The 22,367-nt window shown below is 65.9% G+C and carries 22 protein-coding genes; 6 read left to right on the top strand and 16 right to left on the bottom strand.

Annotation, left to right across the window (positions count from 1 at the left end):
* Positions 1-27: 27 nt before the first annotated feature.
* On the bottom strand, positions 28-1,188 hold the full coding sequence (locus tag EV580_RS20635) for a phosphatase domain-containing protein (protein WP_166654786.1): 1,161 nt from the start codon (positions 1,186-1,188) through the stop codon (positions 28-30).
* A gap of 142 nt (positions 1,189-1,330) precedes the next feature.
* Here EV580_RS20635 and EV580_RS20630 point away from each other — a divergent pair, with 142 nt between their 5' ends.
* Positions 1,331-1,516, top strand: a complete 186-nt coding sequence (locus EV580_RS20630) for a hypothetical protein (protein WP_133693043.1) — start codon at positions 1,331-1,333, stop codon at positions 1,514-1,516.
* Between the two features lie 26 nt (positions 1,517-1,542).
* Positions 1,543-2,397 (top strand): class I SAM-dependent methyltransferase, encoded by an 855-nt coding sequence (locus EV580_RS20625; RefSeq protein WP_133693042.1) that lies wholly within the window; start codon positions 1,543-1,545, stop codon positions 2,395-2,397.
* Here the strand turns inward: EV580_RS20625 and EV580_RS20620 are convergent.
* From EV580_RS20620 to EV580_RS20590, 7 genes are all read right to left on the bottom strand, one after another.
* Entirely contained in the window at positions 2,386-3,075 is a 690-nt protein-coding gene (locus tag EV580_RS20620) for an esterase (RefSeq protein WP_133693041.1), read from the bottom strand. The two genes, EV580_RS20625 and EV580_RS20620, sit on opposite strands and share 12 nt — an antisense overlap.
* A 46-nt stretch (positions 3,076-3,121) precedes the next feature.
* A complete protein-coding gene (locus tag EV580_RS20615) occupies positions 3,122-3,508 on the bottom strand; it encodes a GNAT family N-acetyltransferase (protein ID WP_133693040.1) in 387 nt (128 codons plus the stop codon).
* A 106-nt stretch (positions 3,509-3,614) separates the two neighbouring features.
* On the bottom strand, positions 3,615-5,030 hold the full coding sequence (locus EV580_RS20610) for an NCS2 family permease (RefSeq protein ID WP_133693039.1): 1,416 nt from the start codon (positions 5,028-5,030) through the stop codon (positions 3,615-3,617).
* Positions 5,031-5,048: 18 nt separating this feature from the next.
* Positions 5,049-5,543 (bottom strand): Rv2253 family sensor-like surface protein, encoded by a 495-nt coding sequence (locus EV580_RS20605; RefSeq protein ID WP_166654785.1) that lies wholly within the window; start codon positions 5,541-5,543, stop codon positions 5,049-5,051.
* Positions 5,536-6,204 carry a VldE C-terminal domain-containing protein gene (locus EV580_RS20600; RefSeq protein WP_133693037.1) on the bottom strand — a complete coding sequence of 223 codons (669 nt, stop codon included), beginning with the start codon at positions 6,202-6,204 and terminating at the stop codon, positions 5,536-5,538. The genes EV580_RS20605 and EV580_RS20600 overlap by 8 nt, the downstream gene beginning before the upstream one ends.
* A 246-nt stretch (positions 6,205-6,450) precedes the next feature.
* Positions 6,451-7,536, bottom strand: coding sequence for an NAD(P)H-dependent amine dehydrogenase family protein (locus tag EV580_RS20595; RefSeq protein WP_133693036.1), 1,086 nt, complete (start codon positions 7,534-7,536; stop codon positions 6,451-6,453).
* A complete protein-coding gene (locus tag EV580_RS20590) occupies positions 7,523-8,533 on the bottom strand; it encodes an aromatic ring-hydroxylating dioxygenase subunit alpha (protein ID WP_166654784.1) in 1,011 nt (336 codons plus the stop codon). The genes EV580_RS20595 and EV580_RS20590 overlap by 14 nt, the downstream gene beginning before the upstream one ends.
* Before the next feature lie 59 nt (positions 8,534-8,592).
* Between EV580_RS20590 and EV580_RS20585 the strand changes: the two genes are divergently transcribed.
* Positions 8,593-9,213, top strand: coding sequence for a TetR/AcrR family transcriptional regulator (locus EV580_RS20585; RefSeq protein ID WP_133693035.1), 621 nt, complete (start codon positions 8,593-8,595; stop codon positions 9,211-9,213).
* 55 nt (positions 9,214-9,268) lie between these two features.
* Positions 9,269-10,051 carry an SDR family NAD(P)-dependent oxidoreductase gene (locus tag EV580_RS20580; RefSeq protein WP_133693034.1) on the top strand — a complete coding sequence of 261 codons (783 nt, stop codon included), beginning with the start codon at positions 9,269-9,271 and terminating at the stop codon, positions 10,049-10,051.
* 6 nt (positions 10,052-10,057) lie between these two features.
* On the opposite strand, the gene aceA is transcribed toward EV580_RS20580, so the two are convergent.
* Positions 10,058-12,361 (bottom strand): isocitrate lyase ICL2, encoded by a 2,304-nt coding sequence (gene aceA / locus EV580_RS20575; protein ID WP_133693033.1) that lies wholly within the window; start codon positions 12,359-12,361, stop codon positions 10,058-10,060.
* Between the two features lie 399 nt (positions 12,362-12,760).
* On the opposite strand from aceA, the gene EV580_RS20570 reads away from it, so the two are divergent.
* Both EV580_RS20570 and fdxE read left to right on the top strand, forming a co-directional pair.
* Entirely contained in the window at positions 12,761-13,960 is a 1,200-nt protein-coding gene (locus EV580_RS20570; RefSeq protein ID WP_133693032.1) for an MCE family protein, read from the top strand.
* 22 nt (positions 13,961-13,982) lie between these two features.
* A complete protein-coding gene (gene fdxE / locus EV580_RS20565) occupies positions 13,983-14,180 on the top strand; it encodes a ferredoxin FdxE (RefSeq protein ID WP_133693031.1) in 198 nt (65 codons plus the stop codon).
* 81 nt (positions 14,181-14,261) lie between these two features.
* Here the strand turns inward: fdxE and EV580_RS20560 are convergent, their stop codons facing one another.
* The 7 genes from EV580_RS20560 to EV580_RS20530 form a co-directional block, all read right to left on the bottom strand.
* On the bottom strand, positions 14,262-14,837 hold the full coding sequence (locus EV580_RS20560) for a peptidoglycan endopeptidase (RefSeq protein WP_133693030.1): 576 nt from the start codon (positions 14,835-14,837) through the stop codon (positions 14,262-14,264).
* 365 nt (positions 14,838-15,202) lie between these two features.
* Positions 15,203-16,114, bottom strand: coding sequence for an enoyl-CoA hydratase (locus tag EV580_RS20555; RefSeq protein WP_133693029.1), 912 nt, complete (start codon positions 16,112-16,114; stop codon positions 15,203-15,205).
* Between the two features lie 29 nt (positions 16,115-16,143).
* Entirely contained in the window at positions 16,144-17,625 is a 1,482-nt protein-coding gene (locus EV580_RS20550; RefSeq protein ID WP_133693028.1) for an AMP-binding protein, read from the bottom strand.
* Positions 17,610-18,392, bottom strand: a complete 783-nt coding sequence (locus tag EV580_RS20545; protein ID WP_166654783.1) for an SDR family NAD(P)-dependent oxidoreductase — start codon at positions 18,390-18,392, stop codon at positions 17,610-17,612. The genes EV580_RS20550 and EV580_RS20545 overlap by 16 nt, the downstream gene beginning before the upstream one ends.
* Positions 18,385-19,950 (bottom strand): AMP-binding protein, encoded by a 1,566-nt coding sequence (locus EV580_RS20540; protein ID WP_133693027.1) that lies wholly within the window; start codon positions 19,948-19,950, stop codon positions 18,385-18,387. The genes EV580_RS20545 and EV580_RS20540 overlap by 8 nt, the downstream gene beginning before the upstream one ends.
* Positions 19,951-19,956: 6 nt before the next feature.
* Entirely contained in the window at positions 19,957-20,697 is a 741-nt protein-coding gene (locus tag EV580_RS20535) for a GntR family transcriptional regulator (protein WP_133693026.1), read from the bottom strand.
* A complete protein-coding gene (locus tag EV580_RS20530) occupies positions 20,694-22,307 on the bottom strand; it encodes an SMP-30/gluconolactonase/LRE family protein (protein ID WP_133693025.1) in 1,614 nt (537 codons plus the stop codon). The genes EV580_RS20535 and EV580_RS20530 overlap by 4 nt, the downstream gene beginning before the upstream one ends.
* Between the last annotated feature and the right edge of the window lie 60 nt (positions 22,308-22,367).

Here is a 22,367-nt window from a genome sequence, read left to right as displayed (position 1 = left end):
AGACTATCAGCTCAGCAAATAGTTGTGTCAGGAATCGTCGACCTCGGCGCGGGCCTCCGTCACCGCGTCGGCGCCGCACAGCCCCAGCTCGTGAGCCAGTTCCGCGGCCTGCGCGGCATCGGCCACCAAGTGCAGGGGTATGCCTTCGGCGCGAAGCGCTTCGGCGTGCTCCCGCAACTGGGTGTTGCGCTCGTCGGCGTCCGAGCCGACCTGCCTGATCATGGCCAGCAGTACCCGGCCGGGGAACTCGCGGGCCATCTCCTCATAGATCAGCGGATCGCGCTGGCCGCTGTCGCCGATCAGAACGAATCGCATTCCCGGATAGGACTCGAACAGCCGTCGGACGGCCGCGCGTTTGTGCTCGGCACCGCTTCGCCTCAGGTACCGCTCGGTCGGTCCCCAGTCGGTGAGGAACATCGGCCCCTTGGGGAAGGCGCGCAGCTCGACGAACTGTTCGAGCATCGAATAGAACGCCCAGCTGCCCGTCGACACGTAGAAGAACGCCGGCTCCGGGCGGGGCTTGCCCGTGCGGCCAGGAACGCCGCGAGCCAGTCCGCGGTACAGCGCCGACATCCCGGGAATTGCGCTGCGCTGCTCCACATCTCGCAGCAGGGTCCGGGCCACCATGGTCAAGCCCTCGGTCAGACCGGTGAGCAGGATCGTGTCGTCGATATCGGAGATCACCAGAAACGGTGCTGCCAGTGACGGTTTGACCACCCATCCGGCGCCAACCGCGGGTTCGTCGTCGCCGATCCCGGCGGCGACCGCCTCGGCCTCGTGCCAGCCGACCCGAAGCTTGGGGACCGGCAGCGAGAAGTTGGCGAAGCCGTGGCTGTCGGTCACCGCGGTGCCGGTGTGCTTGCCGATCCTCAGCTCCACCTCCGCGCCGACGATGGACAGCGCCGCATGGCGACGCACATTGCTCTGGGCGACGTCCCAGTACGGAATGCGGCTGTCACCGGGCAATTCCGGAGTCTCCATCACCCGCACCCGCACCTTGGCCACATCGTCGGCGACGAACCCGTGGTAGATGACCACCCGTACCCCGCGGAACGCTCCGGACTGCACCTTGAAATCGCGGCGACGCTCGGTCAGCTTGCTCTCCAGTCCCGCCACCACCGCGGCGGTCTCGGGGCTGCGCAGCCTCGCGGTCAGGTCCGACGCGATCCGGCGGGGGAGTCGGGGCATGAGACCAGCATGGCAGCACAACGTCCCCCGATCGGCGGACACGCGATTCCTCCTCGATATCCACCAGCCGCCCGATCCCGCCGGAGTTCCCAACCGAGGAGAGTCAGTCCCAACGACAAAAACCCGAACAAGGAGGTCAGCCATGAAGACTCGACTCACACACTGGTTGGAGCGAGCCGGCCGCAGCTTCGGTGGCGCGACGCCGCTGACCCCGATCGATGCGTCCTACGGCGCGTCCTGGTGGGGCGTTGCAGCACTGGACGAAGGCCGCGACCGCAGCGCCGGGCGTCTGCCGCTGGTGGCCGCCGCGCACCTGCCGGTCTTCTGAGCCGGCGGTCTGGAAAGCTTCCAAGCATGGACTCGCTCGTCTCGAACGTCTCCGACACCGCCCGCTGGGTGACCGCGCACCGCGCCAAGGAATCGGCGCGACCCGACGCCCTGTTCCATGATCCGTTGGCCGAACGGCTCGCGGGTCAGCAGGGCCACGCGATCGTCGCCGCCGCGCCCCGCAGCATCCGTGACGGCTGGTGGCTGGTCGCCCGCACCAAGATCATCGACGACCTCATCGCCGAGGCGATCAGTCAAGGGTGCGACCGGGTGCTGAACTTGGCCGCCGGTCTGGACACCCGTCCCTACCGGCTCGACCTCCCGCCCGAACTGGAATGGGTGGAGGCCGATCTGGCACCGCTGGTCGCCGAGAAAGAGCAGCTGCTGGCCGACCAGACCCCGCGCTGCCGGTTGTCCCGCCATGCCGTCGACCTCGCCGACCCGGCTGCCCGGGACGCGTTCCTCGACGACGCGTTGGCCGGTGCCACCAAAGCCTTCGTGCTGACCGAAGGTCTGCTGATGTACCTGACGGAGGCGGACGTCATCGGTCTGTCCGAGGCGTTTCAGCGGCCTGAAATCGCTTGGTGGACTTTTGACTTCGGCTCCGGCGGGATCAAGACGACGATGAACGACAAGACCGAGGGCATGATGCGCAACGCGCCGATCCAGTTCGCGCCTGCCAACGGGCTGGCTTTCTTCGAAGGCCTGGGCTGGTCGGTTGCCGAGGCGGAATCGCTGCTGACGGCCGCCCGCCGGTTTCGTCGGCTGCCGCCGCTGTTGCGGATCGCGGCGCTCTTGCCGCAGCCCAATCCCCGCAACCCGGGCAACAAGATGTGGAGCGCGGTCGCGTGTGTGACCCCGCCGGGTGGCTCAGGCCAGTAGCGGGTCGATCGCGGAACGCGGCACCGTCACCTGGGTGGCGCCGGCCGCCTCGGGAAGCAGTTGGCCCTGGCTGAAGAAGAAGATCACCCCGTCGTCGGTGATCGCGAAATCCTGGTAGCTCGCCGGGTCCATGCCCAATGTCGGGTCGACGAAGACGGGCTGGCCGGTCTGCTTCTGCAGTTCGGCGACGACGATGGGAAAGACCACCTTCAGCGGGTCGGAGCCCGGCTGCCACAACGTGTCGTAGCTGATCGGCTTGCGTTGGGTCTGATCCCAGTTGAACGCCTTGAACGACGTCGTCGGATGAGCGCCGCCGATGTTCTCGTAGTTCTGCAGCACCACGGATTGCGTGGCGCGCGGCGGAACCGCCGAGCTGTAGCTGGTCGCGGTGATGTCGAGCTCATAGGGCACATTGAGCGGGTTGGAGCTCTTCGCGACGTTGAGGAAGCCGTCTCTGGTCTGGCCGACGTAGTCGGCGACCGACTTCAAATCCGGGTAGGTGCTGGGGAAGCTGATGCTGACTTGGTAGGCCGGATCGGACTGCTGGATCTGGCAGTTCTGACCGTCGTTGACGCCCTTGAAGTCGGCGCAGTAATCCTTTGGTGCGGCCCCGGCGCTACCGGGAACACCTGCGACCGCGATCGCCGTGATCACTGTCGCCAGCGTGAGCTTCTGCATGTCGAGAGCGTAATTGATCGTCGAGCGTGAGTTTTTTGTCGAGTCGCTAGCGCAGTGAGCGCTCGAAATGATGCGCGGTGATGTGAAGGCGATTGCGCATATACAGGCGATGGGCGGCGGCCCGATCGGCACCGACACCGGAATCCAGATGGATCGCTTCACAATCCAGCCGCTGAGCCTCCGCGGTGACCCACCGCATCAGCGCATCGGCATGTCCGCGACCGCGTGCTTCCGGGAGGGTGGATACGTCGTCGACATAGAGGTGGTGTCCCCAAGCAGTCGACCACGCCCGACGGAATCCGATCACCGATGGAGCCGTGTCCGGGTCATCATCGAAGACACCCGCCAGTCGATAGCCAGCGGGCCGAAGCTCGGTGTCGATGAACGCGACCAGTGCCTCGACCGTCTGCCAGCGTGGTCGAAGCGTAAGCATCGCCGCTGCGGCGCACTTCGTTTGACCCGCAGGGATTTCCGCTATCCGTGTCACACGGGCAGACAGTAGTTGGCCGTGCACACCCGGGGCATCCGAATTTTCGGTGTCAGTGCGAGCCCAGGAGGGACTCGATCCCGCTGCGCGCGAAGTACATAACGAAGCCGGCAGCCACGATCCACAGCAGTGGACTGATCTCACGAGCCTTGCCCGCGGCGGAGCGCACCACGACCCACGTCACGAACCCGACGCCGATGCCGTTGGCGATCGAATAGCTGAACGGCATGACCGCGATGGTCAGCACAACGGGAAGCGCGATCGAGAATTCCGAGATGTCCACGTGGCGCAGCTGGGAGAACATCATCGTGCCGACGATCACCAGCGCCGCGGCCGCGACCTCCGTCGGCACGATCTGTGCCAGCGGCCCGACGAACATGGCAGCCAGGAACAGTGCGCCGGTGACGAGGTTGGCCAGTCCAGTGCGGGCGCCTTCCTCGATACCGGCGCCGGACTCGATGAAGACGGTGTTCGACGATGCGGAACCGGCGCCGCCGATCACCGCGCCCGCGCCCTCGACGACGAGAGCCGACCGCAGCCGCGGGAAGTTGCCGTTCTCGTCGGCCAGGCCCGCTTCGCGCGACAGCCCGGTGAACGTTCCCATCGCGTCGAAGAAGTTGGCGAACACCAGGGTGAACACCAGCATCGTGGCGGCCAGGATGCCGATCCGCCCGAAGCTGTCAAAACTGAAGGCGCCCACCAAGGATAGGTCTGGAAGGGCGAACGGCGACCCCGACAGCGTCGGCACCGACAACGTCCAGCCACCCGGCTTTTCGACGGCAGACCCCAGATGCCAGACCGCCTCGATGATCACCGCGACGACGGTTCCTGCCACCAGCCCGATCAGAATGCCGCCCCGAACTCGGCGTACCACCAGAATGCCGGTGACCAGCAGGGTGAACACGAACACCACGGTGGGCACGGTGCTGATCGACCCATGGCCGCCGCCGCCCAATCCGACCGGGGGAGAAGGCAATCCGGTCGACGAGATGAAGCCGGAGTCGACGAGGCCGATGAACATGATGAACAAACCGATGCCCGCGGTGATCGCGAGTTTGAGCTGCATGGGGACGGCGTCGAAGACCAGCCTGCGTAACCCCGTGACGGCCAGCGCGACGATGATGAGGCCGTTGATCACCACCAGGCCCATCGCCTCGGGCCAGCTGACGGTCCCGACCACGGTGGTCGCCAGGAACGAGTTGATGCCCAGGCCCGCGGCGAAGGCGAACGGCATTCGCGCGAACAGCCCGAACAGGATCGTCATCACGCCCGCCGCCAGTGATGTGGTCGCCGAGACTTGTGCGAAGCCGAGCTTGTTGCCCGTCACGTCCGCGGCCCCGGACAGAATGATCGGATTCAGGACGACGATGTAGGCCATCGCGATGAAGGTGACCAGTCCGCCGCGGACCTCGGCACCGATGGTTGACCCGCGGGCAGTGACCTCGAAGAAGCGATCGAGACGATTCATCCTTCGCACCCTAGAGGGTCAGGAGGAAGACGGGACCGCTGTCACCGGGATGACGACCGTGCCCTGGCAGGCGCCGCTCTCGATCGTGGTCTCGAAGGTGCCGGCCAGTGAGCCGTCCGACTGGGGCTTGTAGGTGGTCACCGAGTGCGCTGGATCGTAGGTGATCGTGCTGTCCGGCAGGTTGCAGTCCCACCGCCAGCTGTTGGACCGCGACCATTGCGAACCCGACCACACGAAACTGGTTGTCTGCGTGGCGTTCTCCTTGGGCGTCGGCCCGTCGAGAACCGACGCGGTGCAGATGTCCGACGAACAGTTCGTGGTGATCTTGTACGCGGCGGTGTACGGCGTTTCCTGCTGAGTGGCCGCGACGGACGTGCCCGACTTCTGGTCGGTGTGGAAGGTGATCTTGTACCACCCGCCCCAGAATGCTTCGTCGGCGTGCGCGACCGGCGCGGCTGCCAACGCAGCACTCATCAGCAGCGCTACAGCGCCGAAGTGCTTGGGATCAGCCAAAATAACTTTCGTCACCGGTGGGATAGCCGCCACCGTCGGTGGCGATGTGAACGTGAGTGTAGTGGTTGGCGTCGTCGGAACCGAGATTGCCCATCAGGAACGGCTTGCCGCCCTTGTCGTACATGATGCGCCGCCAGATCACGTGATTCAGCGAAATCCGGTCGGCGTTGGCCAGAGCGAAGGCCGCGATGCGGTCACCCAACTCCTTGCCTTCCGGGCTCTGATAGTTCGGGATCATCACGTCGATGGCTTGGCCATTGGGATGCCACTTCAAGTAGTCCGGGCGCACGCCGCCGATGCTGTGGATCTCGGGGAAGTACGCGCTGACGAGACGTTCGGCCAGGATGGTCTTGATCTGCAGACCCTGCTCGACGCCGACACCCGCGGGCAGTGCGTGCAGGGTGGTGCGGTTGACCGCGCTGCGGCTGGCCACCAACTCGGCCTGGGTCATGGCGATGTAGTGCGCACCGATCGGCACGGTGCCCAGATCCTGGGCACTGGCGGCCACGAGCTTGGCACAACATTCGAGGGTTCCGGGGATCGCCTTGACGGGCGTCCCGCCGGTGCTGGCGGTGAGGATCCCGGCCACCGGAAGTGCGGCGAGCGCAGCCACGGCGACCGACCAACGGCGCCGCGGCTTGGCTAACCGGTGTCTGCCCACGGACGGCACTCTACCTGGCCTATTCCGCTGGTAGAACTCCGTTCGCTATCTTCCGGGCGTCCGCGAGGCGGGCGTTTGTTCCCCGTTCACGGTGTCGATCGTTGCTATCGGAGCGACCACCGGAGGCGCCGACGGCACTGCGATCACGCCCGAAAGAACGGACTGACCTGGGTGTTCACCTTCTGTTCATCTAACCGAATCCATCCCGATACCGTCGGGATTACAGTTCGCTCGCGCGGGCCTCATTCACTTCTTGAAACGACCCGCAAATCCGCGCAGCGGAAGGTCCGCACTCGTGATCAATCCGGGCGGGGCGGCCACCACAGCGGGGATCGCGTTGAGGGCCGGCAACCCGGTGACGGTCATGCCGATGGAGGCGAACGACGCCACGTCGGACAGATCGACGCCCGGCTTCGGGAAGATCATGTGCTTGTTGTAGACCTGCGGATCGCCGGTGATCTGCGTGATGTAGCAGCCCTTGATGTCCCAGCTCGGATCGGTGTGCGGGGTCATCTGCCATTCCAGATGCGTCTCGACCCGCGGCACGCCGTCCACCATGCCCTGGTATTTGAGGTAGTTGCCGCCCAGTGAGCCCTTGGGCAGCTGGTACCACCCCAGGTCGACGTCCTTGGTGCAGGCGCCGAGCTCATAGGTGAACTTGACCTCGTCGAGTTCGAGGTCGAAGCAGTCGGCCATCATCAGCACGCTGTCGGCGAAGACCCGGGTGTACTTCTCGAGCATGCCGGGCAGTGCCGGGTCGTCGACCGGCAGGCCGTAGCCGACCTCTTTCCAGGTGTCCGCCGAATGGTGGCAGGACACGTCGACGGACTCGATGGTGGTGATGTTCTCGATCTCGGCGACGTCGGATGAGCAGACCACGCCGAGGATCTGGTTGACGCCGGGGTTCATGCCGGTGCCGTAGAACGAAGATCCACCCCGACCGCACGCTTCCTCCAGAAGCTGGGAGACCTTCTTGCCGGAGTGGTGCGGGTGGTTCGTGTCACGGTGCCAGCCGGTGATCCAGTCGGCGGTGGTGACGATGTTGATCCCCGCCTCGAGCACCTTCACGTAGAGGTCCTCATCGGGGAAGACACCGTGGAAGGTCAGCACATCGGGCTTGGCGGCGATGATCTCGTCAATGGAACCCGTTGCGGTGACACCATTCGGCGCGATCCCGGCGATCTCGCCGGCATCGCGGCCGACCTTCTCCGGGGTGTAGCAGTGCAGGCCGACGAGCTCCAGGCCGCGATGCGCGCCGATCCGCTTGATCATCTCGGTGCCGACGTTTCCGGTCGCCACCTGGAACACCCGAATCGGGCTATTGGCTGACATGGGCAGGTTCTCCTTGGCTCTCGGATGCGTAGAACTGGCTGGCCCACTTGCGAATTGCAGTGAAGCCGTCGAACTCGGTGGTGGCCAGCGCGGGCCGGTGGGTATAGCGCTGGTGCTGCCAGATCTGGATGTCGGCGGCGAACTGATCGATCACGTCCTGGCCGAAGGCCTGCGCCTTGGCTTCGGCTTTCGGGCTGTCATCGCTCGGCTTCCGCCCGATGTAGACCATGAAGCGGACGTCGGAGGTGTTCTCGTCGACCGGCGTGACCGCCGAGATCGTCCGGTTGTCCACCATGCCCCAGCTCTTGGTGACCGCCACGCCGAGTCCACCGTTGATCGCCTCGACGCCACTGTTGATGTCGTCGATGATCTGGCCCTCGTCCCCTTCGAAGGTGATCGTGAAGTCGACATAGGACACCGGCTCGTCGAAGTCGTGGCGAGTGAACAGCGGCACGATCGGCGTCTGGTGCACGAACTTGAAATGTGCGAAGTCGACCCCGTTTTCGAGGACGTACTGCGGATGCAGCTCGAGCTGCGGCCGATACAAGCGGGCCTGCGGGTAGTAGTCGTCGGCCGTCCTGTCGTCGCCGAAGTCGGCGAAGATGTCGGGCGCCTCGAAGTACGGGTCGCGACCTGCGACGTCGTGCCAGATGTACACCGACGAATTGCGTTCGACCACAGGATAAGTGGGGATGCGGCGGCCGCGATTTGGCCTGTCCTGGTAGGGAATACAGACGTTGCGGCCCTCATGGTTCCACTGCCAGCCGTGGAACGGGCACTGGATGACCTCGCCGACAACCTGGCCGCCGTAGCCGAGATGAGCGCCGAGGTGTTCGCAGTAGGCGTCCATCACGGTGAGCGCGCCGGACTGAGCACGCCACGCCACCATGTCGGTGTCGAAGTACTTCATCCGGTGGACGTCGCCCACCGCGATCTCGTCGGACCACGCCACCTGGAACCAGCCGGTGGGCTTCATCGACAGGGACGGTTTCGCCACGCTGGCGAGTCTAGAAACAGATCATAGAAGTGTCAATGAATCTGGGTTAGGCTTCCGGGGTGGCCGAAGCGGACAGTGCGCGACGACGGCCGAACCGGCGCGGTTCGGCCACCCGCGAGAGCCTGCTCGAGGCCGCGTTGACCGCGCTGGCGTCCGGCCAGCCCGGTGCGGTATCGGCCAATCGCATCGCGAAAGAAGCCGGCGCGACCTGGGGGACGGTGCAATACCAATTCGGTGATACCGACGGGTTCTGGGCGGCGGTGCTGCGCTACACCGCCGAGCGACGGGCCAACATCTTCACTCCGCCGGACACCTCGGCGAGCCTGCGCGATCGCGTGGCGGGCATCATCGACACGCTGTACGACGGGCTGACGAACCGGGACTCCCGGGCCATCGAAAACCTGCGTGCCGCGCTGCCGCGGGAGCACGCCGACCTCGAGCAGCAGTATCCGCAGACTGCGGCCGAGCTGTTCTCCTGGGGTCAGGGCTGGCAGGAGACCTGCCAGAAGGCGTTCGCGGACTTGCACGTCGACCCGCAGCGGATCCGTGAGATGGCCTGGTTGATTCCGGGTGCCATGCGCGGTATCGCCTCGGAGAAACAGTTGGGCAGCTATGGCGATCTCGACGAAGCCCGCCGAGGGCTGACCAACGCGATCGTGGCCTACCTGGGATCGTCTTAGCGCCGAGAACATCAATGGGTGCGGCTTACCGTAATACTTCCAGTATGGTGCTGGCATGAGCTATCAGGATCCGCGCGAGCTGTTCTCCCTGGCCGGGAAGGTTGCCATCGTGACGGGCTCGACGCGTGGCCTCGGCCGGGCGATGGCTGAGGGATTCGCCCGGGCGGGTGCGTCGATCGTGGTGACCGGGCGTGATCAGGAGCGCTCAGACGTTGCCGCCGAGGAGATTCGGACGTCTACCGGCCGCGACGTCATCGGCATCGGCTGCCATATGGGGGACTGGGACGCCATCACCGCCTGCGTCGAGCGGGTCGTCGACCATTTCGGCCGGATCGATGTGCTGGTCAACAACGCAGGCATCAATCCGGGAATGCAGTTCCTCGACGACGTCACGCTCGAGTTGTGGCGCAAGGTGTTCAGCGTCAACCTCGAGGGCGTGCTGCGGATGAGCCAATGCGTGGCGCCGGTCATGCGTGACGGCGGTGGCGGCACCATCATCAACATCGGTAGCACTCAGGGCTACGACGGCAGCCCCGAGGCCGTGGCCTACGGGGCGTCGAAGGCGGCGTTGCGGCACCTGACGGTGATGATGTCAAAGGTGTGGGCGCAGTGGAACATTCGCGCCAACATCCTCAGTCCCGGCTCGTTCATGACCGACATCCTGGAACGGGCTGAAGAATTTCAGCCCGGTTCCCTGGCCTGGCTGGCCAGTCTCAACTCGCAGAACCGGATCGGCGACACCCATGAGATCGTCGGCCCGGCACTGTATCTGGCCAGTGCGGCATCGTCGTTTGTCACCGGCGACGACCTCACCGTTAGTGGGGGGATGCGCAAGTAAGCCGGTTCAGTCCTCTTTGGCGATCAGCCGCTTGAGGGCCGCCTGGTCGGGCTCGAGCAGCTCGGCGATCCGGTCGGGGTTGACGTCGGCGACGATGATCTCGCCGACATCCTTGTGCACATCGCTGAAGATGCCGTGCGCCTTCATCTTGTCGGCCTGGTAGATGTTGTCCTCGGTCGGCGTGACGTAGTAGACGGCATCGGCCTTGAAACGGTGCACCATCCACAGATGGATCAGCGTCATCAGTCGCTTCTGACGCAGCTTCTCGGCGAAGGTGTTCTGGTCGCGCACCGTGAGGATGCTGCGGCCGTGCCGGTCTTTGATCGGGTCGACGAGCACGTTGGCCAGCAGCTCCTCCTCGCCACCGTCGTCCCGGGTGCCCCAGATGCCGAGTTCGAGCACCTCGCCGCCGGCCCGTCGCGGCCGCAGGGTCACCCGCAACTTCTCGCCGAGCTGGTAATGCTCGTTCCACAACGCGAGCCACTCTTCGAGCAGCTTCTTGGGCACTTCGGTCTGCACCAGGTGCTGGTGCTGCGTGGAACCCTTGCCCATCGACTTCGTGGTCGCGGTGCGACCCGAGGATGCCGCCAGCGCCGCGTCGCTGCGCGGACCGCCGACCAGGGTTTGCGGTGTGCGGTAAGGCGATTCGACCAGGCGCATCTTGCGCTGCAGGCGGGCCAGCGCCAGCATGCCGTCCTGGCGCAGCGCGGTGGCGAACTCCTCGGCGGCGACGCCGTCGATCTGGTGACCGCCATAGGTCATGAAGTTGAAGACGAAGCCCATCTTGGCGAGCTCTTCGGGGAAGGCGCGCATCTCTTCGTCGCTCATGCCGGTGGTGTCCCAGTTGAACGAGGGGGAGAGGTTGTAGGCCAGCATCTTGTCCGGATACACCGCGTGCACAGCCTCGGCGAACTCGCGCGCGTCCGCCAGGTCGGCGGTCTTGGTCTCCATCCACAACAGGTCCGCAAACGGCGCTGCGGCAAGGGATTTCGCGATCGCATACGGAATGCCGCCGCGCACCTGGTAGTAACCCTCGGGAGTCTTGGCGCGTTCGGGATCCCACGGTGCGTCGACTCCGAGCTCGCGAGCCTTCTCGCGGGCGGCGTACAGCGACGCCGTCTTGGCGAAAGCGAGCCAGTCCGCCGCGCTCATCTCGTGCGGCTCGCCCTCACCCTCGCGGAACTTGAGAAGTTCGGCCACCGCGTCGCCGTAGGTGTCCAGTCCGGCGTCGTCCTGCCAGGCGTCGACGAACTTCGACTCGACCTTGTCGAACAGGGCGTCCAGCGAATGCTCCTGGCCGTCCCGCCACGCGGCGGCCTGGGCGGCGATCAGATCGGAGATGCCCTGGCGCTGTAGCCACGCATCGGCCACCGCATACTCGCCCTCGGGCAGCGCATAGAGCAGATGCCCGTTGAGTTCGGTGACTCCGCTCTCGTAGAACTTGCGCACCATGGCCAGGAAGCACGACTTGTACGGCGGGACCTTGAGATTGGTCGCTCCGAGCAGGAACGGCTGATCGCGTTCGTCGGAGCGGGTGTCGATCAGGTTGGCCGCCTCGGCGTCGGTGCGCGCGACGATGATGCCCGGCACGTTCATGATGTCGAGCTGGAAGCGAGCGGTGTTGAGCCGCTTGAGCTGTTCGTCAGAGGGCACCAGCACCTTGCCGCCCTGATGGCCACACTTCTTGGTGCCGGGGCGTTGGTCCTCGATGTGGTAGCCGGCCACACCGGCCTCGACGAAGCGTCGAATCAGGTTGCGCACGTGCGGATCTCCACCGTGGCCGGTATCGGCGTCGGCGATTATGAACGGGCGGTAGTCGACAGCGGGTTGCGCCGCACGCTGTTCAGGGGTCATCTGCAGGCGCAGGTACTGCTGATTGCGGTCCGCGGTCAGCAGCGCGCGCACCAGGCCGGCCGCCTCGTCGGGCACCTGACTCAACGGATAGCTCGCGAGATCGGGGCCGGGGTCTTCGGTGGTCGAGCCCTTGGCCGACGTCGCCCAGCCGCCGAGGTAGATGCCCTCGATACCCATCCGCTTCATCGTCACGGCCTGGCCCGGCGAGTACGGGCCGAACGTGGTGATGCTCTTCTTGGCAGCGAACAGTTCACGCAGGCGCTTGTAGAAGGCGGTGGAGGCCTCGCGGGCGACGGTGTGGTCGACAGGAATCGTGCCCCGCTGCTCGACGACCTGTCGTGCGGTGTAGAGCCGGGTGATCCCCTCGAACCGCGGACTGTCGATATAGCGCTGCGTCTCGGCGACCTCGCGCTCGAATGGGGACTCGGTGGTTGCGTCCGCTTCGATGATGGACATGGATCTCACGCTCCTCGCTGAGCCGGTTCCCGCCGGCGGCTGCCCCCGGGCGGCGATGTCAATTATCCCGACTCCACCTCCGGCTGGAGTGGGTTTGGAGCACACGGGAGGCGTCGTGAATCCAGCAAATTGAGCGAGCCCACCTGCACGGGGTGTGCATGCGCCCGGGCGGGCAGTCGCAACTGTTTCCGTAATGTGCTGTGCACCAGTGCTTTTCCGTGACTCAAGCGATGGCGATGGGTAATTGACGAGGCGGCAACCGGATTTCGCCAAAAGTCGCTGCGGCGAATTGCGCCGATGCGGGTACAAAATCGGGTACATTCCTGTGGTCCACATCACCGGTCGGGGCCGGTATGGCGGGCGCCCTTTCGCTCGGGGTCGGGGATAGGAGTCGCTGCGGTGAGCTGGCGCGACCGTCCTCCGTTGAAGACCGCCGGTGCGATCTTCCTTGTCCTCATCGTCGCCGTCTGCACGCTGATCTATCTGCAATTCCGTGGAGACCTGACCCCACGGACCGCTCTGACCATGGTGTCGAGCCGCGCGGGTCTGGTGATGGACGCGGGTTCGAAGGTCACCTACAACGGGGTGATCATCGGCCGCGTCACCAAGGTGGCCTCGGCCGAACGCGACGGAAAGATGATCGCGAAGGTGACGCTGGAGGTCGACCCCCGTTTCCTGTCCAACATCCCGTCCAACGTGGACGCCGATATCAAGGCCAGCACCGTATTCGGCAACAAGTACGTCGCGCTCACGTCGCCGAAGAACCCGGCCTCAACCCGGCTGACGAGTTCCGATGTGATCGACGCATCCACGGTCACCACCGAGTTCAACACTCTCTTCGAGACGGTCACGTCGATTGCCGAGAAGGTCGACCCGGTGAAGCTCAACGTGACGCTGTCGGCGACCGCCGAGGCGCTGAACGGGCTGGGCTCCAAGTTCGGCCAGTCGCTCGTCAACGGCAACGCCGTGCTCGACGACGTCAACCCCCAGATGCCGCAGATCCGGCAGAACATCCAGCGGCTGTCCGATCTCGCCGACGTCTACACCAAGGCCAGCCCGGACCTGTGGAACGCGCTCGACAACCTGACGGTCACCGCGCACTCGCTCAATGCCCAGCAGAAGGACATCGACGCCGCCTTGCTGGCCTCGATCGGCTTCGGCAACACCGGTGCCGACATCTTCGAGCGGGGGCAGCCCTATTTCGTCCGCGCGATGGCGGATCTGGTGACCAGTACCCGGCTGCTCGACAAGTACAGCCCCGAACTCTTCTGCGGCCTGCGCAATATCGCCCAGGCCTCACCGGCGGCACTGGCGGCCTTCGGCGGCAACGGGTACTCGCTCGACACGGTGACCGAGATCCTCGGCGCACCCAATCCCTATGTCTATCCCGACAACCTTCCACGGACCAACGGCCAGGGCGGTCCTGGCGGCGCGCCGGGCTGCTGGCAGTCGATCGACCGCAACTTCTGGCCGGCGCCCTACCTGGTGGTCGACGACGGCGCGTCGATCGCGCCCTACAACCACTTCGAACTCGGTCAGCCACTGCTCACCGAATACGTCTGGGGCCGTCAGGTCGGGGAAAACACGATCAATCCCTGACGATCGCACTTAACCTGAACCGATGCGAGTTCGCCTCGAACGGTCCAGATGCGTGGGCCATGCGCAGTGCTATGCCGTCGAACCGGATCTCTTTCCGATCGACGATATGGGTTATTCGATCCTCGAGGAGCACGTGGTCCAACCCGGTGACGAACAACGCACCCGCGACGGCGTGGCTGCCTGTCCCGAGGAGGCGCTCATCCTCGACGAGGAAACGTAAGCACCGCAAGGCTTTTGACAGTACGCATAAGTCAGCCGCACTGCCGGGGGGTGGCAGTGCGGCTGACCGTCTCGGGGGATACTAAGCGGGCTGGGGGACGGGATCGCCTGTGGGCGGTGCCATTTGGGCATCGGCAGGCACGATGTCACCGGCGGGCGGCGGCGGCAACTGATCCGCGGGCGGGGGCGCGTCGACCACAGCGTCGACGAGCACCGGGGCATCCGGCGGCGGCGGGAGATCCGGCGCGTCCGGGGCCGGCGGGGCCAGCGGGTCGGCCATCTCGTCGGCGGGCATCGGCAGATACATGTGGTGGGTGAACTGCGGCTGATAGGCGCCGCCGCCACCGATCCGCACGCCGCCACCCTCGCCACTGGACACCGGGGTGCCGTCGGGCAGCGTGACGGCGGTGTGGCCACCGTTCCAGCCGATCACCAGGGAATTGGGGGCGGTTCCGTAGTGGAACCCGCGGGCGAGCAGCGCTGCTTCCTCATTGCCGGTGTGGAAACGGCTGCCGTAGACCGGCCTGCCGGTGGCCGCATTGGACACCCAGGAGGCCAGCCCTGAGCAGTCGGTGCCCGCCGGACTGTCCCCACCGGGGATGTACGGCGTGCCTGACACCTGACTGATCAGAGTCATCAACGTCGCGATTGCAAACATGCGGCCGAAACTAACAAGTAATTTGCGCGGGTACCAAAGTCTGTGCTTTGCACCACGTTTCGTGAAAACGTGTGGCGCACACAACATTTTCTCTAAGAAATCAGAAGAACATCGGATCTTTCACCTTTGCGCGTTCTGCGAATTAAACGCCATACCAGGGTGTTTCGGCAAGTTGACTTTGTCAGCGATCGCACAGCGATCGTTGAGCCCGCGAATCGTCAACAACGTCTCCGTGACGCGTATGTAATGACTTGAACGATTCAGGCGAGCCGAAAACGGTGCTTTGCCGTGATCGCCGCCACCTGCACAAAAAACGCCGGCCGCGCGGTCGAAACCGCACAGCCGGCGCGAAGCGAACGGGTGGATCAGCCCTCGGCGCGAACCTGGTCCTTGACGGCGGGCACGATCGGCGGAGCGGTCTTCCAGTTCGGCAGACCGTCCGACTCGAGGCCCACCGGCCAGCCCTCCTCATGCACCTGCGCCCAGTGCGAGTGGTTGAGCTGGTGCAGGGTGAAGCAGGCGTTCAGCGCGTTGTAGAAGCCCATGTTGTCCTGCGTCTGGTTGACCGCTTCCTTGGCCAGCAGCGCCGCCATGGTCGGCACCTCGGCGATTCGGCGGGCGAACGCCAGCGTCTTGTCGGCCAGCTCGTCCTGCGGGAAGACCTTCGAGACCATGCCCAGCTGGTAGGCCTCGTCCACCTCCATCGCGTCACCGGTGAGCATCAGCTCCTTGGTCTTGCGGGGTCCGAACTCCCACGGGTGGGCGAAGTACTCCACACCGCACATACCCAGCCGAGTGCCCACCACGTCGGCGAATCGGGTGCCCTCGGCCGCCACGATCAGGTCGCACGCCCACATCAGCATCAGCGCCGCCGCGTAGACGTCACCGTGCACCTGCGCGATGGTGATCTTGCGCAGGTCACGCCAGCGGCGGGTGTTGGCGAAGAAGTGGTGCCACTCCTGCAGCATCAGCTTCTCGGCGCCCTCCCGGTTGGCGCCCAGGCCCTGGAAGCTGGGGTGCTGGTCAGGTCCGGGGGTGTACTCGGCCCGCGAGACTGCGGACCCGAGGTCGTGGCCGGAGGAGAACATCGGGCCGTGGCCGCCCAGGATGACCACCCGCACGTTGTCGTCGGCCTCAGCCCGCAGAAACGCTTCGTTCAGCTCGACCAGCAGGCCGCGGTTCTGCGCGTTGCGCGCCTCGGGCCGGTTGAGCATGATGCGCGCGATGCGGCCTTCATCGAGCTCTTCGTAGGTGAGGAATGTGTAATCCTGGGACATAGCGGCATTCTATGCAGAGGAGAATGTCGTTACCCGAGCCGGGCGCGCAACTCGCGCTTGAGGACCTTGCCGTAGCTGTTCTTGGGCAGGTCATCGACGAAGACATAGCGCTTGGGGCGCTTGAAGCGGGCGATCCGGTCCAGCAGGTGAGCATCGAGCGCCTCGCCGGCCGCGGTGCCGACGATGAAGGCCACCACCACCTCGCCCCACTCGGGGTCCGGGGCGCCGACCACACAGGCCTCGACCACGCCCTGGTGCTCCAGGAGTGCCTCCTCGACCTCCCGCGGATAGATATTGCTTCCCCCGCTGATCACCACGTCCTTGGAACGGTCCCGCAGCGTGAGGTAGCCCCGGTGATCGAACGACCCCATATCGCCGGTGTAGAGCCAGCCGTCCCTGAGGGTGTCGCGGGTGGCGTCGGCGTTGTTCCAGTACCCGGACATCACCACGTCGCCGCGGCACACGATCTCGCCGATCTGCCCCGCCTCGGCACGTGCACCGTCCTCGCCCAGCACCGCCACCTCGACGCCGGAACGCGCGCAGCCCACCGAGCCGAGGATCGCGTCGTCCTCGGATTCATGGTCGGCGCGGCGCAGTCCGGTGATCGTCATCGGCGCTTCGCCCTGCCCGTAGATCTGGGCAAAGATCGGGCCGAACGCGGCCATCGCCTTCTTGAGGCCGTCGACGTACATCGGGCCGCCCCCGTAGACGATCGTGCGCAGCGCGGCGGGTGCGTTGCGCCCGGTCGCGACGAGACGCTGAATCATGGTGGGCGCCAGGAAGGCTGACGATCCGGGGTGAACATCGCAGAGGTCGAGGAATTCGTCGGGGTCGAAGGAACCCGATGCGGACACCACCTGGCGGGCACCGCGCAGGACATACGGCGCGATGTAGAGCCCCGAGCCGTGCGACATCGGAGCGGCGTGCAGCAGGCTGCAATTCTGGTCGGGGGAGTCGATGTCGGCCAGATGCGCCACGGTCATCGCGGTGAGATTGCGATGGGACAGCATCGCGCCCTTGGACCGTCCGGTCGTGCCGCTGGTGTAGAACAGCCAGGCGAGCGTCGACGGATCGGTCGACGGGACCGGCGCGGGCGGTGCGTTGAAAAGCTGCTCGTAATCCGGACCGCCGATCAGTTCCACGACGACGGGGGATAGCGGCGCCAGCTCCCCGGCGATCTTCGGAGATGCGAATACCGTTGCCGCGCCCGAGTCTTCGAGGATCTGCACCATCTCGCGGGGATGAAGCTTGAAATTGACCGGGACGACCACGCACTCGGCGGCCCACACCGCATAGAACAGTTCGACGATCTCGGCCCGGTTCTCGCTGGCGATCGCGATGCGCTGCCCCGGTGCGTACGTGTGGCGCAGCGCGGCAGCCAGTCGCAGCGCGCGCTGGCGAAGCTGGCGCCAGGTGTGCAGCTGACGCTCGCCGTGGAAGATCGCACCGCTGTCGCCGAACCGGGCGGCGGCCTGATCGAGGGTGGCGAACAGGTTCACCGCGCCACCCATTCCGAGGACAGCGCGAAGTCCGAAAGGTATTTGGTGGTGCTCCAGCCGCCGTCGACAACGATGGTCTGCCCGTTGATGAAACTGCCTGCGGGCGAACACAGGAACGCCACGGTACCGGCGATGTCCTCGACCCGGCCGAGCCGAGTGTGCGGTGTCATTTCGGTCTGCATCTTCTTGAAACCGGGATCCTCGAGCCGCTTCTCGACCATCGGCGTCACCGTGACCCCGGGAGCGACCGCGTTGCACCGGATCCCGTGCGCGCCGTATTGGCAGGCGATGTGCGTGGTCAGCGCCGTCAGGCCGCCCTTGGCCGCCGAATAAGCGCCGCCGCGCAAGCCACCGACAACCGCGAACGTGGAGGTGATGTTGATGATCGCCGATCCCGGCCGCATGTGGCCAATAACGTCGCGCGCCAACCGAAATGGCGCGCGCAGCATGATCCCGAGGAAGTAATCCAGTGTCTCGTCGTCGGTCTCGTGCAGGGGTTTGGGGCTACCGACGCCGGCGTTGTTGACCAGGAAGTCGATGTGGCCCCAGCGGGAGACCGCGGCGTCGACGATCCGCTGCGGAGCGTCGTCGTCGGTGAGGTCGACGGCCACCGTCGCGATCCGCTCGGGATCACCGATCGCATCAGCCAGCCCGGCCAGCCGGTCCGCGTCCCGTCCGGTGCCGACGACGGCCATCCCCATCCCGGCGAGCTGTGTGGCACAGGCGAATCCGATTCCGCTGCTGGCCCCGGTCACCACCGCTACTTGCATGTCACCCATCCGCCTCGACCAACCTCGCTCGAATCTGATGTTTGAGAACCTTGCCGGCGTCGTTCTTGGGCAAGCTGTCCCACACGACGACCTGCTCGGGCCATTTGAACTTCGCGACACCGGTGGCCTGCAGGAAGGCTTGCAGATCGGCGACCTCGAGCCCCGGTTGGCGATCGGTCACGATCACCGCGCAGGCGCGTTCCCCGGTGCGCGGATCCGGCACTCCGACGATCGCGATCTCGTGGATGTCGGGATGGCCGAGCAGAACATCCTCGACCTCCTTGGGTGCGATGTTCTCGCCATTGCGAATCACGATGTCCTTGGCCCGGCCGGTGACGACGAGATAGTGGTCATCGACCCAGTGGCCGAGGTCGCCGGTGCGGAAGTAGCCCTGGGTGTCGAACGCGCCGTCCTCGTCCTCGGGATGCAGGTAGCCCAGCAGCATCTGCGGTCCGCGGGCACGGATCTCGCCCTCGGCGATGACCACGTCGGCGATTCCGGGCCGGCCATCGGTGTCGGCGGCGTGGTCGATATCGCCGGGTGCTCCGACGGAGATCACGGGCACCTCGGTCGAGCCGTACACCCGGGTCACCGCGGCGTTCTCGAAATAGTCGGCGGCACTGCGGATCAGGGCGGGTGGCACCGAGGCACCACCGCAGATGAACACCCTCAGGTCGGGTAGCCGGGTCCCGGCGCGCTGGGCGGCGGCCAGGAGATGCGTCAAAAACGGGGTGGCTCCGGACATGTGGGTACACCGCTCGCGGACCATGATCTCGGCAGCCGCGTCCGGATCCCAGCGCTCCATCAGCACCGCGGCCGCGCCGAGCAGGATCGGGAACTCGAAGGCGTAGATCGAACCGCCGATGTGGGCGATCGGGGAGGGCACCAGGTACACCGACCCCGGATCGACGCGCCAGTGCTGGCCGAGCTGACGGATCAGAGCATGTATCGAATTCTGACTGTGCAGAACACCTTTGGGACGCCCGGTGGTGCCCGAGGTATACATGATCATCCGGACCGCGTCGGGGTCCACCGCCGGGGGTGTGGTGGGAGCCTCGGCGTCGAGTGCGTCGAACCTGATCTGGCCCGGCAGCGCCGCACCGCGGACCACGACAACGGCGGGTGGCGAGGGCATGGCCGCGGTGACCCGCTGCAGCATCGCCGCATAGTCGTGGCCACCGAATTCGGCGGGGATGAAGATCATTCGGACGTCGGCATCGGAAAGGATGAAGGCCAGCTCGTGGTCGCGCAGTGACGGCAGGATCGGGTTGACGACCATGCCCGCCAGTGTCGCCGCGTGATAGACGATCGCCGCCTCGTGCCAGTTCGGGAGCATGAACGACACCACGCTGCCGGTCGGCATGCCGGCCCGCATGGCACCGGCAAGCCGACTCGCCCGGTCGTACAACGTGGCGCAGTCGACGCGTACGCGGCCGTCTACGAGGACCTCCCGGTGCGGGGTGTCCCGCGCGGCCGCGGCCAACGCATCCGCCAGAGTCTCACGCACCCACAACCCACTGGCATAGGCCTGCGTGGCCAGTTCGGAATTCCGCAACGCGGTCCGCATGCCCGGTCAGCCCTTCACTCGTCGCATCGTCATCGAGTGGCGGAACCGGGCGCCCGGGTGCGTGTTCACAGTCACCTGCGCGATCTCGCCGTCCGACGTCGTATACGTGCGCTGCATCTCCAACGCGGGTGTGCCCGGCTCGACCTTGAGCCCATCCGCCAATTCCGCGCCCACCTGGACAGCGGAGATCTCCTGGCGCACTTCGACGATGCTGAGCCCGAACAGGTCCTCGATGAGGGGAAAGATCGGACCGGTGTGGTTCTGCAACATCCGGCCGACCGCCGCGAACGCGCGATTGATGTAGTACTCGGTGCGACAGACCGGGGCATCGGCGGGTTCGGCGCGGCGAAACCCGCGCACGGCCAGCCATTCGTCGCCGATCGTCAGCCCGGTGCGCTGCGCCAGCTCGTCGTCGATGGTGACCATGGTGATGGATTCGATGGCGAAGCGGGCACCCGTGGCGAAGGCCAGCAGGTCGTTGATCGAGACGACGTCCTGGACGTAGGCGTGTGACGAGGGCCGTGGGACCACCATGGTGCCCGCACGTGGCCGCGACGAGACCAGGTTGTCCTCCCGAAGGCGCCGCAGCGCCTCCCGGACGGTGTAGCGGCTCACCGAAAATCGCTGGCACAGTTCATGTTCGGTGGGGAGCTGGGAACCGACGGGATAGACCCCGTCGACGATCTCCTTGCGCAGCGTACGCGCCACCTGGATGTAGCGATGGTCGCCGGACTCGGCGTGCGTCATCTCAGCCCAGCCGAGCTGAAAGCCAGCACACTGCCCTCGGAGTCCGCCGAGACGTACAGAGTGCCGTCCGGACCGGCGGTGATCCCAGCGAACGGTCCTTGCGGGCCGGAGAACGGCGGCATGCCGCGCAGCGGTTTGGGGGTGACCCCGGGCGGGGCCCCGACCGGAAGGCCCGAAGCGATCGTCGCGCGGGTGCCGGCGGCCAGATCGACCTCGATCAGCGACTTGGTGTCCGCGTCGACGATGTAGAGCAGGTCGCCGGCCACCAGAATTCCCTGCGGACAACCCAATCCGTCGACCACGGGTTCCTTGTCGGTGCCGACCACCCTGATCACTCTGCCACGCTCGCTGACCAGCGGGTTGCCGTCCGGCCCGATGGCCACGCCGACCGGAGTGTCGAGCCCGGTGGCCAGTACCTCGGTGCGGCCGCCGTCCACTGACAACAGCCGTCCGGTGCCCTGCTCGACGGCCACGATGCCGCGCGGTCCGATGGCGACGCCGTAGAGCTGGTCCAATCCGTCTGCGAGGAAATCACTTTCACCCTCGGCGGGCCGGAACCGTGCGACCTGCCCACCGGAGGTCGTCACCACGAACTCGCCGGGGCCGGCCGCGGTCAGACCCCGCACGAATCCGGGATAGCCGGGGCTGAACAGCATTCCGAGTGTGTGCAGTGTGCCGTCCGCACGTAAGAGATAGAAGTAGGTGCCGTCGGCAACATACAGCTCACCGTCGGGCCCGGTCGTGAGATCCAGCGGCCAGTTCAAGCCGCCGGGCAGCACCGCGCGGGTCTGCTGGTTGTCGAGAACCTCGGTGATCTCGCCGGTGAAATTCGAGACGAAGAGCCGGTCGCCCACGTAGGTCAGATTGTCCAGTCCCGGATTGAGATTCGCCAACACCGTCTGTTCACCGTTGCGCGGATTGATCCGCAGCACCTGACCGCTGTGCACCTGGGTGGAGACGAGATAGCCGTCTTTGTCGAACTTGACCGCGTCGGGAACACCGAGCCCGGTCGCCACCACTTCGTGACTGCCGCCCTCGGGATCGATACGCCAGATCTCGTTGGCGCCCATCACCGGGAAATACAGCAGCCCGTCCGGCCCGACCTCCATGGCGTTAGGCGAGGGCACGTTCTCCAAGAGAATCCGCGGCGGGCCGCCGCCGGCCGTATCCAGTTCCATCAGCCGGCCGCCCTCGCGGCATTCGCCGATGAACAGCCGGTCCCGGTAGACGGTGATGCCGTTGGCGCACGGGAGGTCGTCGCGCAACACCCGGGTGGCTCCACCGGCGGAGCGGACGCTGACCCGGCCGTCCATCACCTCGGTGGCGTAGAGGTTGCCGGCGCTGTCGAACGCGACATCGTCGGGGGCGATGATGTCGCCGCCCTTGGCACTGATGGTGTCGACCAAGCCGGTGGTGACGTCCAACGCGCTGATCTGACTGCCGGTCACCTGGGCGATGTACACCCGGCTGTCGGGGCCGGTGCGCAGACCGTTGGCACCGAACAATCGGCTCGGCGCGGTGCGCCGCTCCACGCGCCATCCCTCGGCCAGAACCGGGGGATGGGTGAGGGTGAAGCGCCCATCCTGCTGCGATAGCGACTGCTGGCTCATCGGCGTGACCGTACCAAGCGAACTTAGTCCAGACAATAGGCGCGACTTATCTCGGTTGAC

Origin of the sequence: Mycobacterium sp. BK086, from assembly GCA_004362315.1 — a bacterium.
GTDB lineage: Bacteria > Actinomycetota > Actinomycetes > Mycobacteriales > Mycobacteriaceae > Mycobacterium.
Note: the sequence above shows the minus strand (reverse complement) of the source record. Positions and strands in the feature narration are given on the sequence as shown.

What these genes read in the sequence shown, in the direction of transcription:
- EV580_RS20635 (WP_166654786.1), bottom strand. Translation starts at nt 1,188, where the DNA reads ATGCCCCGACTCCCCCGCCGGATCGCGTCGGACCTGACCGCGAGGCTG.
- EV580_RS20630 (WP_133693043.1), top strand. Translation starts at nt 1,331, where the DNA reads ATGAAGACTCGACTCACACACTGGTTGGAGCGAGCCGGCCGCAGCTTC.
- EV580_RS20625 (WP_133693042.1), top strand. Translation starts at nt 1,543, where the DNA reads ATGGACTCGCTCGTCTCGAACGTCTCCGACACCGCCCGCTGGGTGACC.
- EV580_RS20620 (WP_133693041.1), bottom strand. Translation starts at nt 3,075, where the DNA reads ATGCAGAAGCTCACGCTGGCGACAGTGATCACGGCGATCGCGGTCGCA.
- EV580_RS20615 (WP_133693040.1), bottom strand. Translation starts at nt 3,508, where the DNA reads ATGCTTACGCTTCGACCACGCTGGCAGACGGTCGAGGCACTGGTCGCG.
- EV580_RS20610 (WP_133693039.1), bottom strand. Translation starts at nt 5,030, where the DNA reads ATGAATCGTCTCGATCGCTTCTTCGAGGTCACTGCCCGCGGGTCAACC.
- EV580_RS20595 (WP_133693036.1), bottom strand. Translation starts at nt 7,536, where the DNA reads ATGTCAGCCAATAGCCCGATTCGGGTGTTCCAGGTGGCGACCGGAAAC.
- EV580_RS20580 (WP_133693034.1), top strand. Translation starts at nt 9,269, where the DNA reads ATGAGCTATCAGGATCCGCGCGAGCTGTTCTCCCTGGCCGGGAAGGTT.
- aceA (WP_133693033.1), bottom strand. Translation starts at nt 12,361, where the DNA reads ATGTCCATCATCGAAGCGGACGCAACCACCGAGTCCCCATTCGAGCGC.
- fdxE (WP_133693031.1), top strand. Translation starts at nt 13,983, where the DNA reads ATGCGAGTTCGCCTCGAACGGTCCAGATGCGTGGGCCATGCGCAGTGC.
- EV580_RS20560 (WP_133693030.1), bottom strand. Translation starts at nt 14,837, where the DNA reads ATGTTTGCAATCGCGACGTTGATGACTCTGATCAGTCAGGTGTCAGGC.
- EV580_RS20555 (WP_133693029.1), bottom strand. Translation starts at nt 16,114, where the DNA reads ATGTCCCAGGATTACACATTCCTCACCTACGAAGAGCTCGATGAAGGC.
- EV580_RS20550 (WP_133693028.1), bottom strand. Translation starts at nt 17,625, where the DNA reads ATGGGTGGCGCGGTGAACCTGTTCGCCACCCTCGATCAGGCCGCCGCC.
- EV580_RS20545 (WP_166654783.1), bottom strand. Translation starts at nt 18,392, where the DNA reads ATGGGTGACATGCAAGTAGCGGTGGTGACCGGGGCCAGCAGCGGAATC.
- EV580_RS20540 (WP_133693027.1), bottom strand. Translation starts at nt 19,950, where the DNA reads ATGCGGACCGCGTTGCGGAATTCCGAACTGGCCACGCAGGCCTATGCC.
- EV580_RS20535 (WP_133693026.1), bottom strand. Translation starts at nt 20,697, where the DNA reads ATGACGCACGCCGAGTCCGGCGACCATCGCTACATCCAGGTGGCGCGT.
- EV580_RS20530 (WP_133693025.1), bottom strand. Translation starts at nt 22,307, where the DNA reads ATGAGCCAGCAGTCGCTATCGCAGCAGGATGGGCGCTTCACCCTCACC.